General features: G+C 60.6%; 16 protein-coding genes. 6 read left to right on the plus strand and 10 right to left on the minus strand.

What is annotated here, in order from left to right; translation table 11 throughout:
- Window positions 1-9 precede the first annotated feature (9 nt).
- A complete protein-coding gene (locus tag FHT87_RS12735; RefSeq protein WP_183802253.1) occupies window positions 10-3,183 on the minus strand; it encodes an EAL domain-containing protein in 3,174 nt (1,057 codons plus the stop codon).
- Between the two features lie 246 nt (window positions 3,184-3,429).
- Between FHT87_RS12735 and FHT87_RS12740 the strand changes: the two genes are divergently transcribed.
- Entirely contained in the window at window positions 3,430-3,690 is a 261-nt protein-coding gene (locus tag FHT87_RS12740) for a DUF1344 domain-containing protein (protein WP_112542941.1), read from the plus strand.
- Here FHT87_RS12740 and FHT87_RS12745 read toward each other — a convergent pair.
- From FHT87_RS12745 to FHT87_RS12760, 4 genes are all read right to left on the minus strand, one after another.
- Complete coding sequence (locus FHT87_RS12745) at window positions 3,683-4,297, minus strand: histidine phosphatase family protein (RefSeq protein WP_183802256.1); 615 nt, start codon at window positions 4,295-4,297, stop codon at window positions 3,683-3,685. The two genes, FHT87_RS12740 and FHT87_RS12745, sit on opposite strands and share 8 nt — an antisense overlap.
- Before the next feature lie 34 nt (window positions 4,298-4,331).
- Window positions 4,332-5,150 (minus strand): enoyl-ACP reductase FabI, encoded by an 819-nt coding sequence (gene fabI / locus FHT87_RS12750; RefSeq protein WP_183735518.1) that lies wholly within the window; start codon window positions 5,148-5,150, stop codon window positions 4,332-4,334.
- Window positions 5,151-5,272: 122 nt separating this feature from the next.
- Window positions 5,273-6,457: a DnaJ C-terminal domain-containing protein gene (locus tag FHT87_RS12755; RefSeq protein WP_183802259.1), complete on the minus strand. Its 1,185-nt coding sequence runs from the start codon at window positions 6,455-6,457 to the stop codon at window positions 5,273-5,275.
- Between the two features lie 289 nt (window positions 6,458-6,746).
- Window positions 6,747-7,205: an RT0821/Lpp0805 family surface protein gene (locus tag FHT87_RS12760; protein ID WP_183735520.1), complete on the minus strand. Its 459-nt coding sequence runs from the start codon at window positions 7,203-7,205 to the stop codon at window positions 6,747-6,749.
- Between the two features lie 63 nt (window positions 7,206-7,268).
- Between FHT87_RS12760 and pdxH the strand changes: the two genes are divergently transcribed.
- Window positions 7,269-7,889: a pyridoxamine 5'-phosphate oxidase gene (gene pdxH / locus FHT87_RS12765; RefSeq protein ID WP_183735521.1), complete on the plus strand. Its 621-nt coding sequence runs from the start codon at window positions 7,269-7,271 to the stop codon at window positions 7,887-7,889.
- Between the two features lie 5 nt (window positions 7,890-7,894).
- On the opposite strand, the gene FHT87_RS12770 is transcribed toward pdxH, so the two are convergent.
- Window positions 7,895-8,929 carry a polysaccharide deacetylase family protein gene (locus tag FHT87_RS12770; protein WP_183802262.1) on the minus strand — a complete coding sequence of 345 codons (1,035 nt, stop codon included), beginning with the start codon at window positions 8,927-8,929 and terminating at the stop codon, window positions 7,895-7,897.
- Between the two features lie 232 nt (window positions 8,930-9,161).
- Here FHT87_RS12770 and FHT87_RS12775 point away from each other — a divergent pair, with 232 nt between their 5' ends.
- Window positions 9,162-10,454 (plus strand): D-alanyl-D-alanine carboxypeptidase family protein, encoded by a 1,293-nt coding sequence (locus FHT87_RS12775; RefSeq protein ID WP_183735523.1) that lies wholly within the window; start codon window positions 9,162-9,164, stop codon window positions 10,452-10,454.
- A gap of 62 nt (window positions 10,455-10,516) precedes the next feature.
- Complete coding sequence (locus FHT87_RS12780) at window positions 10,517-10,825, plus strand: pyrophosphatase (RefSeq protein ID WP_183802265.1); 309 nt, start codon at window positions 10,517-10,519, stop codon at window positions 10,823-10,825.
- A 15-nt stretch (window positions 10,826-10,840) separates the two neighbouring features.
- Here the strand turns inward: FHT87_RS12780 and maiA are convergent, their stop codons facing one another.
- The 4 genes from maiA to FHT87_RS12800 all read right to left on the minus strand — a co-directional run bounded on the left by maiA (window position 10,841) and on the right by FHT87_RS12800 (window position 14,161).
- Window positions 10,841-11,488, minus strand: coding sequence for a maleylacetoacetate isomerase (gene maiA / locus FHT87_RS12785; RefSeq protein ID WP_246699602.1), 648 nt, complete (start codon window positions 11,486-11,488; stop codon window positions 10,841-10,843).
- Between the two features lie 19 nt (window positions 11,489-11,507).
- Window positions 11,508-11,999: a GNAT family N-acetyltransferase gene (locus tag FHT87_RS12790; protein WP_183802268.1), complete on the minus strand. Its 492-nt coding sequence runs from the start codon at window positions 11,997-11,999 to the stop codon at window positions 11,508-11,510.
- Between the two features lie 12 nt (window positions 12,000-12,011).
- Window positions 12,012-13,427, minus strand: a complete 1,416-nt coding sequence (tldD, locus tag FHT87_RS12795; RefSeq protein ID WP_183735526.1) for a metalloprotease TldD — start codon at window positions 13,425-13,427, stop codon at window positions 12,012-12,014.
- Between the two features lie 80 nt (window positions 13,428-13,507).
- Window positions 13,508-14,161, minus strand: a complete 654-nt coding sequence (locus FHT87_RS12800; protein WP_183735527.1) for an invasion associated locus B family protein — start codon at window positions 14,159-14,161, stop codon at window positions 13,508-13,510.
- A gap of 314 nt (window positions 14,162-14,475) precedes the next feature.
- Here FHT87_RS12800 and coxB point away from each other — a divergent pair, with 314 nt between their 5' ends.
- Entirely contained in the window at window positions 14,476-15,369 is an 894-nt protein-coding gene (coxB, locus tag FHT87_RS12805; RefSeq protein WP_183802272.1) for a cytochrome c oxidase subunit II, read from the plus strand.
- 17 nt (window positions 15,370-15,386) lie between these two features.
- Window positions 15,387-17,090: a cytochrome c oxidase subunit I gene (gene ctaD, locus FHT87_RS12810; RefSeq protein ID WP_183735529.1), complete on the plus strand. Its 1,704-nt coding sequence runs from the start codon at window positions 15,387-15,389 to the stop codon at window positions 17,088-17,090.
- Window positions 17,091-17,156 lie beyond the last annotated feature (66 nt).

Raw genomic sequence — 17,156 nt, forward strand, 5'->3', positions numbered from 1 at the left:
CACTGGGCTCTAGGATGCCAGCAGCCAAGCCGTGCCGCGCGCCTCGATGGCGAAATCGTCGAAGGAGAGGGGGCGTGCGAAGGCATAGCCCTGCAGAAGATCGCAGCCGAGATCGCGCAGCAGTTCGGCATGATCAAGCGTCTCGACGCCCTCGGCCACCGTCTCGACGCCAAGCGAGCGGGCGATTTCGATGATGGAGCTGACGAGCGCACGCTCCTGCGAAGAGGCGACGATCGGCTGCACGAGCTGCCGGTCGATCTTCAGCCGCTTCGGCTTCAGTTTCAGCAGGGACACGATCGACGTGTGGCCGGTGCCGAAATCGTCGATCTCGATATCGATGCCGAGCGCCTTGATCCGTTCGAGATTCTGCGAGACCACATCCTCGCTCTCGTCGAGGAAGATGGATTCCACCAGTTCGAAAGAGATTTCGCCGGGGCGGATCTGCAGGTCGCCAAGCGATTCCAGCAGGCTGCCGTCGTGCAGGCGCCGCGCCGAGACGTTGACCGAAACCTTCGGCACGGAGATGCCCTGAGCGGCCCAGCGCATCTTGTCGCGCAATGCGGTCTCCAGCACGATGCGGTCGAGCGTCTGTACGACATTGATCTCGTCGGCAATGCGCAGGAACTTATCCGGCGTCAGCAAGCCCTTGGAGGGATGGCGCCAGCGCACCAGCGCCTCCACCCCGGTCAGCTTCATCGAACGGGCGCAGAATTGCGGCTGGTACCAGGCCGTGAACTCGCCATTGTCGATGCCGGCGAGGATCTCGTCTGCGGTGCGCTTGTTGTTGATGATATCGGCTTGAAGATTGTGATTGAAGAATTCGAAGCGGTTGCGGCCGAGGCTCTTGGCGCGATAGAGCGCGATATCGGCATTGATCAGCACCTTGCGCGCATCGACATGGATGCCGTTCGCCAGCGCTATGCCGATCGACACGCCGCAGCGGCAGGAGAAGCCCTGGAAATCGATGGGCTGACGCATTTCCTCGACGATGCGGCCTGCAAGCTCCGCCATCTCCGTGTCGCCCGTGTCGAAGGAGAGGATGACGAATTCGTCGCCGCCGATACGCGCCACGACATCTCTGTCACGCACGCTTCTCGAAAGCACGCGGGATGCATGCACCAGCATCGCGTCGCCGGCGGCATGCCCCAGTGTGTCGTTGATTTCCTTGAAGCGGTCGAGGTCGATATGCAGGATCGCGAATGTCTGCCGCTCGCTGCGGCCGGCATCCGTCAGGCTTTCCAGTGCTATGTCGAGCTTGCGGCGGTTGGCGAGCGAGGTCAGCGGGTCGTGGAGAGAATTGTGCTCGATCCTGTTCTTGGCAAGCTCCAGCTCGATGTTCTTGGCGATCGCTTCGTCCTTCGCGGACTTGAGGCGCAGCGTCATCAACGCGTCCTCGGTCGAATCGAAGGCGATGCCGATGATTTTCATCTCGCCGGTCGGCGTGCGGTGCACCTTGCCGACAGAACGCACGTAGCGCAAGCCGCCATTCTCGTCCGGCACACGGGCGACAAGCGTATGCGTGTCCCCGAGTTGCCTGAAATGTCGGGCGCTTTCGAGCGCCAGCCCGCGATCATCGGGATGGATGCGGGAGAGCCAGGCGTCTTCGGTCACGAAGGCATTGCTCTGCCTCAACCCGTAGAGCTCGTGCATGCGCTCGTCCCAGATCGAGCCGGCTTTGCCAAGAACGGCTTCCCAGATTCCGCATTGATAGGAATCGAGTGCCAGATCGAGCTTGCTGGAGAGTACGGAAAGTTCGGCCTCGCGGCTTGAAAGCTCTTCCAGTGCGAGTTCCAGCTCGGCATTTTTGAGTTCGCTTGTTTCTTTGGCGAGACGAAGCGTGTTGGTGACTTCCGCGTCGGCCGTGACATCCCAGACGATGCCGATCGTCTTTCCTGCGCCGCCGGCATCCGTATAGAAGGCGCCGATGGACCGCAGGTGGCGGATGCGGCCATCCTCCCGCATCACTCTGTATTGCGCGGTACAGGCTTCCCCCGCGATGCTGCAGCCGAAGAAATGAACCTCTGCGATTTCGCGGTCTTCGGGCACGATCGTTGACAGCCACACTGCCTGTGATCGGATACCCTCGATCGCCTTGAGGCCGTGAAGCGAGGATGCGCGCGCATCCCAGGAAAGGCTGGTGGCGTTTTCCGGCAACTCCCAAATACCGATCCGGGAGGATTCGAGTGCCAGGTTGAGACGCTGCGACAGTTCCAGAAGCTTGGCCTCGCGCGCTTCAAGCTGCGTAATATTGCGATTGCGTTCGCCGAGCAGCAACGTGGCGAAGAAGATCGGGATGATGATCACGCAGCCTGCGGCGACGATGATCAATCGCAGTTCGGGCTGATTGTCTGGAACGGCCTTCCAGCCTGTGTTCGGTACCGCCGCCAATTCCCACCGCCCGCCCGCGAAATTGATTTTACGGCGGAGCGGATCTTTGCCGTAAATATCGGAGGGGCCGAAGAAGGGCGCGGCCGTTTCGTCCGGAGTGCCGATGTCGCGCACCGCGATCGACAGATGGTCGAGATGCGGGTAGCGCTCCTGGTTCTCGCTGTTGCGCGCGGGTCTAAGGCCCGTCGCCTCGTAGAACATGTTCTGGTCGATGACCGCCTCGACCGCGCCCCAGATGCGGCGTTTGCCGTCCTGCTTGACGAAAACCGGGAAGAAGATCGCGAAGGCGGTTTCTGCATCCGTCGTCTTGAAGGGACCGTAGAAGCGGGCCGCCTGATCGCCGGAATTGCGGCTGATCGACATGCGCTGCAGCAGTACGTCCCGCACATCCCTGCCGATCCGGTCTTTGCCTGATTGCGCCGGATAGACCGACTTGACGATGAAATCAGGCGCGACCGCAATATGGATGAAATGCGGGTTCTGGATCAGCAGCCAGTTGATCTGCCGTTCCATCTCCACTTCGTTCGCCTGCGTGCTGAGCGAGATCAGGTTGGAAAGGTCGCGGACGGCGGTGATGTCCATGTTGATCTGCGCCTGCATGCGGGCGCGGATCAGGTTCGTCTCGTTTGCAGTTCGGATTTGCAGCTCGCGCAGATAGGCGGCAGTATTCGCGCTGTCGAGCGCAAAGCCGACGGCAATAACGACGACAGCCATGAGGGCGGAAACCAGCAGCGAGACACGCGTATTCTTCAGAACACGCCGCAGCCGGTTGCTGTTGCTTGGCCGGAATTGCAAATCACACACCCCTACATTCGCATTGACTTTAGGGTGCAGGAGTTAATTTACGATTGCGCGCATTCGTGGCTGCTAAATCGCGTAAACGGAGAGAAAAAGACGGTCAACGGAGCCTCTTGATTATCCGTAAAATCCTATTCATCAATTGGGCGCCGAAAGCCATTCTTCCGGGCAATTTTCGCCATATTCAGGAGTTTATCTGTGGCCACTCGATATCAACGGCAGCGTTTCAAAGGGATTGCCGACATGCGTTTCGTTATTGCTACGCTTCTGGCCACGGCAAATTTTCTTTCGCCCATGAGCAGTTTTGCCGAGAGCGCTGATGTCGAGGCGACCATCAAAAAGGTCGACACGACCAATCTCGTTCTGACGCTGGACGACGGCAAGACCTATCAGGCGCCCGAGGAATTCGATTTCGAAGGCCTGAAGGCCGGCGTCAAGGTGGTGATTTTCTATACGGAAGTAGACGGCAAGCGCGTCATCAACGATCTCGACATCGTCAAGTAATCAAGCCCTCTCCGGGCTGGATCCAGCCGATCAGGCTCTGCGACGTCTCGATCCTCAAAATCCGGTCCTGCGGAATTTCGCCCTCGGAAGCGATGTCCTTCGGCAGGTCGGAGATTATCTTGAATAAGCTTCTAATGACGCCGCCATGAGTGACGCAGACCGTCGGCCGGTCGACCGAATTCAGCCATGCGCCGGTCCGCCACGACATGATCTCGTAGCTTTCCGCATCCTCTCCCGGCGGAATGAAATCCCATTTGTTGATGTTGCGTTCTGCGACGCGCTCGGTCTGCGAGGCCCTGAGCTGCTTCAGCGTATAGCCTTCCCAATCGCCGAAGGAGACTTCGACCAGGCGTTCGTCGGTGCGGTAGTCCTTGGGCGGGAGCCCCATGGCTGATCGCATGATCTCCATGGTCTCGCGCGTGCGGCCGAGCGGGCTTGCGACGAAATCAAATTCCGTATCTTCGCCGTTCAGGATCGCCGCAAGGGCGATCCCGTTCTGTCTTGCCTGTTCGCGGCCGATCGCATTGATCGGAATATCCTTCTGCCCCTGCAGGCGACGCTCCGCATTCCAGTCGGTCTGGCCGTGTCTGATCACATAGATAAGCACGGGGATCGGCTCCGCTCGAGGGTAGTAGGACGCCTCAGTCCTTGATGACGGAAATATCAGGCGCGTCCACAGCCTTCATGCCGATGACATGATAGCCGCTGTCGGCGTGATGCACCTCACCGGTCACCGAACGCGACAGGTCGGAGAGAAGGTAGAGGCCGACATCGCCGACTTCCTCGATGGTAACCGTACGGCGCAGCGGCGCATTGTACTCGTTCCACTTGAGGATATAGCGGAAATCACCGATGCCCGAAGCAGCCAGCGTCTTGATCGGACCTGCCGAAACGGCGTTGACGCGGATGTTTTTCGGTCCGAGATCGACGGCGAGATACTTGACGCTCGCTTCAAGAGCAGCCTTGGCGACGCCCATGACGTTGTAGTTCGGCATCACCTTTTCTGCACCGTAATAGGTGAGGGTGAGCATCGAGCCGCCTTCCGTCATCAGTTTCTCGGCGCGGCGAGCGACCGAGGTGAAGGAGTAGACGGAGATCTGCATCGTCTTGGCGAAATTGTCCGGCGTCGTATCGACGTAACGGCCGGTCAGTTCGTCCTTGTCGGAAAAACCGATCGCGTGCACGATGAAATCGATCTTGCCCCACAGCTTCTCGACATTGTCGAAAACGGCATCGATCGTGGATTCGTCACTGACGTCGCAATGGCCGACCATGACGGCGCCGATTTCGGCAGCCAGTGGCTCCACGCGCTTCTTCAGGGCATCGCCCTGGTAGGTGAATGCAACTTCCCCGCCCTGCGCATGAATGGCCTTGGCAATACCCCACGCAATCGAACGATTGTTGGCGACACCCATGATGACGCCGCGTTTGCCTGCCATGAGGCCGGATGCTTGAGCCATATTTCGCTTCCCTAGGAATTCTGATGATCCTGCCTATGGCATAGGCCGTTAATCGGTTCAAGCTTGGCTAAGATCATCAACTGTTAGGGATCGTAACAAAGGGTGCGATTGTCACTGAAATTTCATAAAAACAGCCCTTCACGCATACTTCGCATGAGATCGGTGACTTTATCGTCGGGTTTTTCCCACAACATAATACGCAATTCGACGACGAGATCGCCTTTTCCGCCGCTGTCGTTGGGCAGGCCCTGGTCGGGAATGCGGATCGTCTTGTCGGAGCCGGACCAGGCCGGGACCGTTACATTGAGCGGTCCCTGCGGCCCGTCGATACGCGCCTCAGTGCCGAGCACCGCATTCTCGATGTTCAGCGGCAGCACCGCATGCACGTCGAAACCGTCGACGGTGAAGCGTGGGTCGGGGGCGATGTGGATATTGATCACGGCATCGCCGCGCTGCATGCCAGGCAGCTTGAAACCCTGGCCCTTGAGCCGGATCTGATGGCCTTCGGTCGTGCCGGCCGGCAGGGCAAAGCCCACTTCGCGGCCTTCGGGAAGGGAAACCGTCGTCCAGCTTCCCTTCATGATGTCTTCGATCGTCACGGTCGCGGTCGCCACTTCATCCGGCGCCTTTTCAAGGCCCGGCTGGCCGGCGCCGGTGAAGCGACGCACAAGCGAGGTCAGCAGACTGAGCGGCAGGGACATGTTGGTGCCGCCGGTAGCGGAGGCCTCCATATGCTCGTCCTCTGCCTTGGCGGGGTCGGATTCGGTGGTTTCCTGTTCCGGCTGCTTGGCGGCCTCCGCTGCATGCGGCTTGGCCTGTGCTTGCTGCGAATGCGCCTGGGATTGGGCCTGTGCGCCGGCAGTGCGGGCTGTCTGCGCACCGAAGATCCGTTCGACCATCTCTTCGGCGGCTTCGGCAGTGCCGGCCTGCTGCTGTTTGGCACCTGCCGCGGCGGCCTTTTGTGCATTGGCGTTGGCGCGCGCAAGCTCTTCCATCACGCGTTCGGCATTGGCCTGCGCGGCCTTTGCGCGCTCGGCCGCCTCACGGGCTGCGTGCCGCTGCTGCATGATCGTTTGTTCTTGCTTCTTGGCCTCCGCCATACGCACCGCGCTGTCGAAGAGATTGCGCTTCCTTGGATCTTTCAGCGTCTCATAGGCGCGGCCGATCTCGGCAAAACGTGCGGTCGCCGTCGGGTCACCCTGATTGTGATCGGGATGCACGGCCTTGGCCATGTTACGCCAGGCCGCCTTGATTTCATCCGCTCCCGCGTCGCGCTTGACGCCCAGTACCTTGTATGGATCACGCATTGTTCGCACCGCCGCTGTCGCAATCCGGGAGGCATGTTCCTCGTGGCCGTTCCCGGAAACCGAATACTCAACTCATGACGCGCCGTCCCGTTCGCTTATGCGACAGGAAAGCCCGCTCGTCGGCCGATCGTGCGGGAGAGTTGCTAATCACTTCTTATTTCCGAAGTTGGACATGGAGTGTTTTGCCGCGAATGGTTAGTCTTTCACTAAACATTGAGGCGAATCGGCACGACACATTAACCCTGGCGCGTCAGGCGTGCATCCCGCCGAAACAGCTGAGCAGACGGGCTCAGCTTTCCGGCTGGAAGCTCAGAAGCTGCCAGTTGCCGCCGCCGACAAGGCAGGTCTTGCCATAGAACTTGGCGATGCCGACATAGGAGTGGCGCGTCGTGCGGAACTGGCGGCAGACCTGGCCGGCGTCATTGTTCTCGACGATCGTATCGATGACACCGGCGCTGCCGGTCGAGGCATTGGCCCAGGGAAGGGGCTGTCCCTCGAGCTTCTGGATATCGGCTGAGGTTACGGCGTTGCGCACCGTCATCTCGTCGGAAAGCGTATCGGTGCTGGGAGCGGGCTGTGGCACGGTGCCTGTCGCCACCGAACGATCCACCTTTGCCGAACTCAGGAAATCGAACCCTCCGGCCACGCAGCCGGAGAGGGACAGAATCGCGATACCGACGATGGAGAGTCTGACGCTGCGGCGCAGCGAACCCTTTGTATGGCGATGTGTCTTTGCTATGACTTCCACCCTGTGTTCTTCCCCAGCGTCGAAGGCTGGGTCAGTTTAATAAACCGCGGGATTTGAATTAATATGTCGGCAAACGGGTTAACAGGTGGTGACTTTACCGAAAGTGAGGAGCCCTTCAAGCTCTTTGGGGAATGGCTGAAGGAGGCGGAGGCTTCCGAAGTCAACGACCCCAATGCTGTCGCGCTCGCGACGGTCGATGAAGATGGGCTGCCCAATGTCCGCATGGTTCTCCTGAAGGGTTTCGATACCGACGGATTCGTCTTCTACACGAATTTCGAGAGCCAGAAAGGTCGCGAAATTTTGGGACAGAAGAAGGCGGCCATGTGCTTCCACTGGAAAACGCTGCGCCGTCAGGTGCGTGTACGCGGCCCCGTCGAAATGGTCACCGATGCCGAAGCCGACGCCTATTTCGCCACCCGCGCCCGCGGCAGCCGCATCGGCGCCTGGGCTTCCAAGCAGTCGCGCCCGCTCGAAAGCCGTTTTGCACTGGAAAAGGCGGTTGCCGAATATACCGCGCGCTACGCAATCGGCGAGATTCCGCGCCCATCCTACTGGTCCGGCTTCCGGATACGCCCAACTTCGATTGAGTTCTGGAAGGACCAGAAGTTCCGGCTGCACGACCGGATCGAATTCCGCCGGCCGACGCCCGAGGGGGGGTGGGACAAGGTGCGGATGTACCCGTAAAGAGTTTATTTGCCGAGCAGTTTCAATGGAATGCCTGATGCCAGCGCCGAAACATAGCGTGGCTTCTGGTAAAGGCCGTTGAGCGAGATACGCGGCATATAGGTGGGCCGACTTGCAGCCGGAAATCCCGGCTGCGTTGTCACGGCTACGGCAAAGCCGAGCTTTGCCGCGAGCTCCGCTTCGCGGCCTGTCGCAGCTTCCCGCGTGCCATAGGGATAGGCGATCGCCCGCGGGCGGATGCCGGTGATCGATTCGACATAATCGGCCGAGATTTCCATCTCGATCCGTGCTTCCGCCTGCGGCAGCCGGGCCAGCGCCCGGTGGCTGATCGTATGGGCGCCGAGACTGGCGAGCGGGCTTGCCGAAAGTCTGCGCAACTCCTGCGGCGCCATGACCAGTTCCCGCGTGATGTCGACGGGCTCGATTCCGTGGCGCCGGGCCAGCGCATCCACCTCCAAGATGGCGCGGCTCTCGTCCTGCCTGTGGATAAGCTTGGCAAGCCGGTCGAAAGCGTCCCATTTTCGGACGTCCGTGTCGAGCGCCAGTCTCTCCCTCCCGCGGCCGAAGTTGAACTCGATGCTGTTCTCCCTGCTGAGCAGCAGCGCCAGGGTTTCCCACCAGATGCTGTGCGAGCCCTCGGCAAAGCCTTGCGTTACGAAAACGGTAAAAGGTGCCTGATGCCGCTCGAAAACGGGCAGGGCATGGACGAGATTGTTGCGATACCCATCATCCAGCGTGAAGGCGGCGAACAGGCGATCGTCCTGCGGGTCCGACAATAGCGAGGGCACGGCATCGAGCGGTACGAAACGATAGCCGCTCCGCTTCAGTCGCCGAAGCGCCGCGTCCAGAAATTCCGGCGTTATTTCAAGATGTTCGTTGGGTTCGAACGGCTGAGCGATATGCGGGCGCACGTGATGGAGCGTGAAGATGACACCGCGTCCGTGGGCCTCTTTCATGAGCCCTGCGGCATTCGCCAGCCACGCCGCTTCCAGCCCGCCGCCGATCGCGATGCGCTTCAGACGCCGCTTCCACTGACCCATTTTTCCCGTGACCCCGCTTTGTAATCGTGTCACACAAGCTACCAATCTGCCGTTAAACCTTGCTGAATCCGGCCTGGAAAGTGGCTTCTTTATCGGCTGTTAACCAAGCGAAACAAAAGCTTGGAAAAAACTTGGGCGTTGCCTCAAAGTCGCGCCAGATTGTGGGCATCTGTCACAATACGGGACATAATTCCGGTTGGAGCGACTCGCCGGATATAATGAGGGGAAGTGCATGAGAAGGCTTCTGGCTGCCATTTTGACCGCGACGCTGGCACTTTCTGCACCCGTTGCGGCCTTTGCCGGCAGCGCTTCCCTCGTGCTCGATGCCCGCACCGGCAAGGTCCTTGCGTCCGAAAACGGCGATACGCTGAACCATCCGGCATCGCTGACGAAGATGATGACGCTCTATCTGACCTTCGAGGCGCTCAATCGCGGCAAGATCACCTGGGATACGCCGGTCACGATGTCGAAATATGCGGCCTCCCGTCCGCCGACGAAGCTCGGCGTGAAAGCGGGCGGTACGATCACCGTGCGTGAGGCGGTCTATGGCATGATCGTCAAGTCGGCGAACGATGCTGCTGCCGCCATCGGTGAAAAACTCGGCGGTTCGGAAAGCAATTTCGCCCGGCTCATGACCCAGAAGGCCCGCCAACTCGGCATGAGCCGCACGGTCTTCGTCAATGCATCCGGCCTGCCGGACAAGCGCCAGATCACGACGGCGCGCGACATGTCCACGCTCGCCGTGGCGCTGATGAAGAACTATCCCAGCGAATATCGCCTCTTCTCCATCGCGAGCTTCAATTTCCGCGGCAAGACCATCCGCGGCCACAACAATCTAATGTATCGCTACGAGGGCATGGACGGCATCAAGACCGGCTACACCAATGCCTCCGGCTTCAACATCGTCAGCGCCGTGAAGGACGGCAACCGCCGCGTGGTCGGCGTGGTGCTCGGCGGCCGCACGGCCCGCAGCCGCGACGCCAAGATGGCAGCACTCTTCGACCGCTACATGGGACGTGCCTCCTCCGGCGGCGCCAGGCTGACCGCCAGCATCAATGCCAAGCAGCAGGTCGAGGTCGCCTCGGCCGCCGATGACGCCGATGCTCCCGTGCCGGCGAGCGCACCGCGCGTTGTGGACGAACCCGCACCAAAGGCGCTCGGTTATGCCAGCGATGGGGTTATTCCGCTGGAGCGCCCGGCGGCAATGGACGAGATCATCAATGCCGGCAAGGCGTCGAAAGCGCCAGTCGCCAACGCACCAGCCGGCAAGGCAGGCGGCTGGCAGATCCAGATTTCCGCCGCCCCGAGCGCTGATGCCGCCCGCGCGCTTCTTGCGCAGGCTCAGTCCGAGGCCGGTGCACCGCTGGTCTCCGCCTCGCCTTATACTGAAGCTGTCGGCAAGGGCGCCAATGCGGTTTACCGCGCCCGCTTCACAGGGTTTCAGAGCAAGGAAGACGCGACCTCTGCCTGCGACGCTCTCAAGAAACGCTCTTACGACTGCATGCTCCTGCCGAACCAGGGCTGAGCTGCACGCTCTGGACAATTTCCGGGAATCGGCGCTCTCCTCATAAACAAAAGGAGAACGTCATGCTGCAACGGCTCGCCGATCAGTTCGAGACCTCATCGTCAACCTATGCCAGCGCCAACGGCATTGAGCGCGATGCCGACTGGTTCCTGCTGAAGCTGCAGGAGGAGATGGGTGAACTGACCCAGGCCTGGAACCGCCTGACCGGTCGTGGTCGTGCCAAAGGCCGTTCGCCCGAGGAGATGGAACGCGACCTCGCCGATGAGACCGCCGACCTGCTGGGCCATATTCTGCTGTTTGCCCGCCGTAACGATATCGATCTCGCCGCCGCGATCGAACGGAAATGGCGGTTCGAGCCGGCACAGACGTGAGAGGGCTGAAGCACTTTAGGCTAGATCATCCGGTTTTGGGAAATCCGGCTGCGCTTCCGGTCTTGCCGATCGGAATGCATCGAGCACCACACAGCGCTGCTCAACCGAAAGCAATAGGGGGTAGGGTGAGAGATCATGGCCGAGACGACGGGCGTTGCTCATCTGCGGGATAAGATGCAAGTCAGCCCAGCCCGGGCGGTCGCCGAAACAGAAGGGCGACTGAATCTGACGCTGCGCGAGCGTTTCTTCGAGGGCGGTGAAGCCGAGGCCTAGCCAGTGCAGCACCCATTGCTTGACCTCCGCCTCGCTATCACCGAGTTTGTCCCGCAGGAAATGTCGGACGCGCTGGACCGTTAGGGAATGCATCTCCGAAGCAATGTGGGCAGCAAAACCTCTCGCTTGCGCACGAAGCGCCGGATCGTCGGGCAGGAGGCTCGGATCGGGATAGCGCTCCTCTATATAACTAAGTATGGCCGACGACTGCGGCACGACATGGTCGCCTATATGCAGCGCCGGCAGCAATCCTTGCGGATTGAGCCGGTGATACTCGCCTGTTTCAAGCGAGCTAACCGGAATGTAGCGATAGGAAATACCTTTGAGGTTGAGCGCGATCCGCACCCGTTCTCCTGCCGAATTCTGCCATCGCGAGATCAGCCGCATCATAACCTTCTGAGAGCCTGAGTCAGCCGAGCTTATATTGGTAGAATTTGCTGTCCACCGCCATGAGTGGAAACGCCCGCGGCAGGTCCTTCTTGGGAATTTCTGAAAACCCGTTCTTTTCATAGAACCGCTGTGCAGCAAGAAACTTATCGGTGGTGCCGAGGAATATATCGGTCACGCCGACTTCGCCGGCATGGGCAAAGAGCGCCTCGAGCAGCCGGTTGGCGACGCCGTGTTCGCGGCCTCGCACCTCGGCGGCCACGAACATCTTCCGGAGCGCAGCCTGATTGTTTCCGATATCCTTGAGGCCGAGCGTGCCGACGATGGCGCCGTCCTTGATCGCGACCCAGAACTGACCCTTGCCCGACTGGTAAAAGTCGGGAATGACGCGCAGGTCCGGCTGCGCGTCAGCGGTGATGTCGATGCCGAATTCTTCACGCTGGATCGGCAGGATGACCGAGATCACGTCATCGGCATCGTCAGGGGCGAAGGTTCTGATTTCGATCTCGACCATGATTGTATCGCCTCAGGCCTGCGTGCCGCCGACGGTGACCTGATCCATGCGCAGATGCGGCTGGCCGACGCCGACAGGCACCCACTGGCCCGCCTTGCCGCAATTGCCGATGCCGGTGTCGAGCTTCATGTCGTTACCGACCATAGACACACGCTTCATCGCATCCGGGCCGTTGCCGATCAGCATGGCGCCCTTGATTGGCGCACCGATCTTGCCGCTTTCGATGAGATAGGCCTCGGTGCAGCCGAAGACGAATTTGCCTGATGTAATATCCACCTGACCACCGCCGAAGGAGACGGCATAGATACCCTTCTTCACCGAGGCGATGATCTCCTCCGGTGACTTGTCCCCGCCGAGCATATAGGTGTTGGTCATGCGCGGCATCGGCACATGCGCATAGCCCTGGCGGCGGCCGTTGCCGGTAGGCGCCATGCCCATTAGCCGGGCATTCTGCCGATCCTGCATGTAGCCGACCAATTTGCCGTTCTCGATCAGCACATTATAGGCCGAAGGCGTACCTTCGTCATCGATGGTGATCGAGCCGCGGCGGCTGTCGATTGTGCCGTCGTCGACGACGGTCACGCCTGGTGCTGCCACCATCTGGCCCAGGAGACCCGCAAAGGCGGAGGTCTTCTTACGGTTGAAATCGCCCTCGAGGCCGTGACCCACGGCCTCATGCAGCATGACGCCCGGCCAGCCGGAGCCGAGCACGACGTCCATCGTGCCTGCCGGCGCGTCGATCGCTTCGAGATTGACGAGTGCCTGGCGCAGCGCTTCGTCGGCACCGTGCTGCCAGCTTCCCGTCGCGATGAAATCGCCGAAGCCGATGCGGCCGCCCTGGCCGTAGGAGCCGCTTTCCTGGCGATCGCCTTCGCCGACCATCACGGAGATGTTGATGCGCGTCATCGGCCGGATGTCCTGTACGCGATGGCCGTCGGCGCGCAGGATGTCGACCACCTGCCAGCTTGCGGCGACGGAGGCCGTCACCTGCCGCACTTTGTCGTTCTTGCCGCGCAGATAGGCGTCGATATCGGTCAGCACCTTCACCTTCTCTTCGAAGGTCGGCGAACCGATCGGGTTCTCGTCGGTGTAGAGCTTGCGGTTGGTGCCCTGGGGCGCTGCCGCATAGCTGCCGGAATAGCCGCGCGTGACGGCGCCGACCGCATCGGCGGCCCGCTTCAGCGCCGAGACGGAGAGGTCACCCGCATGCGCATAACCGACAGCTTCGCCGGCCACGGCGCGCAGGCCAAAACCCTGCTCGGTGTTGAAGCTGCCGCCCTTGAGGCGGCCGTTATCGAAGGTAAGCGATTCCGCCTGCGCGTGCTCGATGAAGAGCTCGCCGTCATCGGCGCCGGAAAGCGCCTCGGCGACATGCTTGCGCATCGTCGCTTCGTCGGCATCGAAAAGCGTCAAGAGATCGGTGGTCATGTCTTTTGCTCCGCAAGAAGAGCGGGAGTGCTCAATAGCCGATGTAGGTCTGTTGTGCTGCGCGAGCAAGCCCCGACGGATCAGGGCAGGGCGTCGTAGCCTTCCGCAAAACCCTTGAGGTCGACGGGGATGCCGATGCCTTCTTCCGGCGTCTGGAAGACGATGAAGGTCGCTTGGGCGCCGCTACGGAAGGTCTTGAGCAGTTCGTCCTCGAGAACGACTTCGGCATAGCAGCCATCGGCAAAGCAGCGCACGAAATAGGCGCGGCCGATGTCCTTGCCGTCGACATTGAGGCCGAGGCCGTTTGGCAGCAGCACGCCGAGCGGTGCCAGCACGCGCAGGATCTTCGACTTGCGGTCAGCCGTCTTCAGGACGACGACGGACAGGCCGACCTCCGGCCGGTCTTCGGCGATGACGTTCTGCATCAATGCGCACTGCTCGGTCGAAGCGCCGGGCGGCTTGTCGCAGACGACGGACCATGCGCCGTGGTTGGAACGAACCGTGCCGGGAGCCGGTGGCTGCGTTTGCCCAGGCGTCACCTGCTCGACGTTCGGCGTCGCAGACGGCTGTGCCGGAGCGGGCTTCGGGGCAGGCGTGGCGGGACGCGACTGCGCGGGCGCTGGTGCCTGCTGCGCGAAAACGGGGCTCGTCGCGGCGGCCGCGATGCCTGCGGTCAGAACAAACGACCGCGCGAGGGAACGGAAACCCATGAAAACCTCTGGATATCGAATCATTGCCGCTATTTGTGAAGCTGCCCACAAAAAATGAAAAGCCCCACCCCGTGAAAACCGGGGGACTGCGGCAGAAATAGGACCTCGCCAAAAGAATGTGCCGCGAGCGGATTGGCCCCAAAGCGCGTTTTTCGTATGCTGATGAAAAGCTTGCAATGTTTTGCCATACCCGACGATGCGGTGCTGGAGCAAAAATGCCGCATAGACAATTGCTTCTGCCTGTTGCGGCGGATGCCAAACTGTGGTTTGAAGCGCAGAAGATGGCAAGGATTCTGCGTCCGAATTGATGCAGATCAGCGCTCGAGGGAGATTACAAGGTGATTAAGAAGGCTTTTGCAGCTCTGACCGCGCTGGTCTGTCTGCTTTTTGCTTCCGGCACATATGCCGATCAGCCGATGCCGTGGCAGGCTACCCTGCAGCCGGCAGCGACGCCGATCATGCGGGAGATCCGCTGGTTCGAACAATATACGCTGTGGTTCATTGTTCCGATCACACTGTTCGTTCTCGTTCTTCTTATCGTCGTCTGTTTCAAGTTCCGCGCTTCGGCGAACCCGGTTCCCTCTAAGACGAGCCACAATACGCTGATCGAAGTCATCTGGACCGTGGGGCCGGTCCTCGTGCTTCTCTTCCTTGCAGTTCCCTCTTTTAACCTGCTCACTGCGCAGTTGACGCTGCCGGAAAACCCCGATGTGACCATCAAGGCGACCGCGACCCAGTGGCAGTGGAACTATGAATATGAAGGCTCGGGCGAAACGCCCGTTGCCTTCGACTCCTATCTTCTGAAGGAGCCGGATCGTGCCGCTGCCGGCAAGACTGATCTTTCCGTCTATCCGCGCCTGCTGGCCGTCGACAACGAACTCGTGCTGCCGGTCGACAAGACCGTCCGTGTTCTCGTCACCGCCGCGCCCACCGACGTCATCCACGCTTTCGCCATGCCGTCCTTTGGCATCAAGATCGACGCCGTTCCGGGCCGCCTGAACGAAACCTGGTTCCGCGCCGAGCGTGAAGGTCTCTTCTATGGCCAGTGTTCCGAGCTTTGCGGCAAGGACCACGCGTTCATGCCGATCGCCATCCGCGTCGTTTCCGAAGACAAGTACAAGCAGTGGCTGACCACGGCCGCCAGCGACTTGCCCGGCGCCTACAAGACACTGATCGCCGCTGCCGATGGTTCTGCAAAGACCGTCGATGTCGCTGAAAACGTCGCAAAGTAAGATAGGGGATCGGGACAATGGCTGGACCTTCCGCTCACGACGATCATTCTCATGATCACCATGCTCATGACGCTCATGCGCATGACGACCACCACGATCACTCTCATGCGCCGAGCTTTGCCGACCGCTGGTTCTTCTCGACGAACCATAAGGATATCGGCACGCTCTACCTGATCTTCGCAATCTTCGCTGGTATCGTCGGCGGCCTGCTTTCCGTCGCCATGCGCATGGAGTTGCAGGAGCCGGGCATCCAGATCTTCCACGGCCTCGCCTCTATGGTCTACGGCTTCGAAGGCGATGCCGCCATCGACGGCGCCAAGCATATGTTCAACGTCTTCACCACCGCTCACGCGCTGATCATGATCTTCTTCATGGTCATGCCGGCGATGATCGGCGGTTTCGCCAACTGGATGGTGCCGATCATGATCGGCGCGCCGGATATGGCCTTCCCGCGTTTGAACAACATCTCCTTCTGGCTGATCGTTCCCGCCTTCCTGCTGCTGTGCCTCTCGATGTTCGTCGAAGGCCCGGCCGGCGCATACGGCACAGGCGGCGGCTGGACCATGTATCCGCCGCTCGCAGTCGGCGGTCAGCCGGGACCGGCGGTCGACCTTGCGATCTTCGCGCTGCACATCGCCGGCGCCTCGTCGATCCTCGGTGCGATCAACTTCATCACCACGATCCTCAACATGCGCGCTCCGGGCATGACGCTGCACAAGATGCCGCTCTTTGCCTGGGCTGTGCTGATCACCGCCTTCCTGCTGCTGCTGTCGCTGCCGGTTCTGGCTGGTGCAATCACCATGCTGCTCACCGACCGTAACTTCGGCACGGCCTTCTTCGCGCCGGAAGGCGGCGGTGACCCGATTCTCTACCAGCACCTCTTCTGGTTCTTCGGTCACCCGGAAGTTTACATCTTGATCCTGCCGGGCTTCGGCATCATCAGCCACATCGTGTCGACCTTCTCGAAGAAGCCGGTTTTCGGTTACCTCGGCATGGCCTACGCCATGGTCGCCATCGGTGCCGTCGGCTTCGTCGTCTGGGCTCACCACATGTACACGGTCGGCCTGTCGCTTGACGCGCAGCGCTATTTCGTCTTCGCGACGATGGTCATCGCCGTTCCGACGGGTGTGAAGATCTTCTCCTGGATCGCAACGATGTGGGGTGGCTCGATCACCTTCCGCACGCCGATGATCTGGGCGATCGGCTTCATCTTCCTCTTCACCGTTGGTGGTGTCACGGGCGTCCAGCTCGCAAACGCCGGCCTCGACCGCTCGCTGCATGACACCTATTACGTCGTGGCTCACTTCCACTACGTTCTGTCGCTCGGCGCCGTCTTCGCCATCTTCGCTGCCTGGTACTACTGGTTCCCGAAGATGACCGGTTACATGTACAACGAGTTCCTCGGTAAGTTGCACTTCTGGGTCATGTTCGTCGGCGTGAACCTGGTGTTTTTCCCGCAGCATTTCCTCGGCCTCGCAGGCATGCCACGCCGCTACATCGACTATCCGGATGCATTCGCCGGCTGGAACTATGTCTCGTCGATCGGCTCCTATATCTCTTTCGTCGGCGTGATCATCTTCCTCGTTGGGGTCTGGGAAGCCTTCGCCAGGAAGCGCGTTGCCGGTGACAATCCGTGGGGTGAGGGTGCAACGACCCTCGAATGGCAGTTGCCTTCACCACCGCCGTACCACCAGTGGGAACAGCTTCCGCGCATTAAGTAAGATGCCGGACTTCCAGACGCCGCAGGCCTCTGCGGCGTCTGGCGATTAGTAGATCAGGACGGAATG

The sequence above is a fragment of the Rhizobium sp. BK316 genome (assembly GCF_014193695.1).
Classification (GTDB): domain Bacteria; phylum Pseudomonadota; class Alphaproteobacteria; order Rhizobiales; family Rhizobiaceae; genus Rhizobium.

Coding starts and splice junctions, on each gene's coding strand:
- FHT87_RS12755 (WP_183802259.1), bottom strand. CDS start 6,457: ATGCGTGATCCATACAAGGTACTGGGCGTCAAGCGCGACGCGGGAGCG.
- pdxH (WP_183735521.1), top strand. CDS start 7,269: ATGTCGGCAAACGGGTTAACAGGTGGTGACTTTACCGAAAGTGAGGAG.
- tldD (WP_183735526.1), bottom strand. CDS start 13,427: ATGACCACCGATCTCTTGACGCTTTTCGATGCCGACGAAGCGACGATG.
- FHT87_RS12770 (WP_183802262.1), bottom strand. CDS start 8,929: ATGGGTCAGTGGAAGCGGCGTCTGAAGCGCATCGCGATCGGCGGCGGG.
- ctaD (WP_183735529.1), top strand. CDS start 15,387: ATGGCTGGACCTTCCGCTCACGACGATCATTCTCATGATCACCATGCT.
- FHT87_RS12780 (WP_183802265.1), top strand. CDS start 10,517: ATGCTGCAACGGCTCGCCGATCAGTTCGAGACCTCATCGTCAACCTAT.
- FHT87_RS12790 (WP_183802268.1), bottom strand. CDS start 11,999: ATGGTCGAGATCGAAATCAGAACCTTCGCCCCTGACGATGCCGATGAC.
- fabI (WP_183735518.1), bottom strand. CDS start 5,150: ATGGCTCAAGCATCCGGCCTCATGGCAGGCAAACGCGGCGTCATCATG.
- FHT87_RS12740 (WP_112542941.1), top strand. CDS start 3,430: ATGCGTTTCGTTATTGCTACGCTTCTGGCCACGGCAAATTTTCTTTCG.
- FHT87_RS12775 (WP_183735523.1), top strand. CDS start 9,162: ATGAGAAGGCTTCTGGCTGCCATTTTGACCGCGACGCTGGCACTTTCT.
- FHT87_RS12800 (WP_183735527.1), bottom strand. CDS start 14,161: ATGATTCGATATCCAGAGGTTTTCATGGGTTTCCGTTCCCTCGCGCGG.
- maiA (WP_246699602.1), bottom strand. CDS start 11,488: ATGATGCGGCTGATCTCGCGATGGCAGAATTCGGCAGGAGAACGGGTG.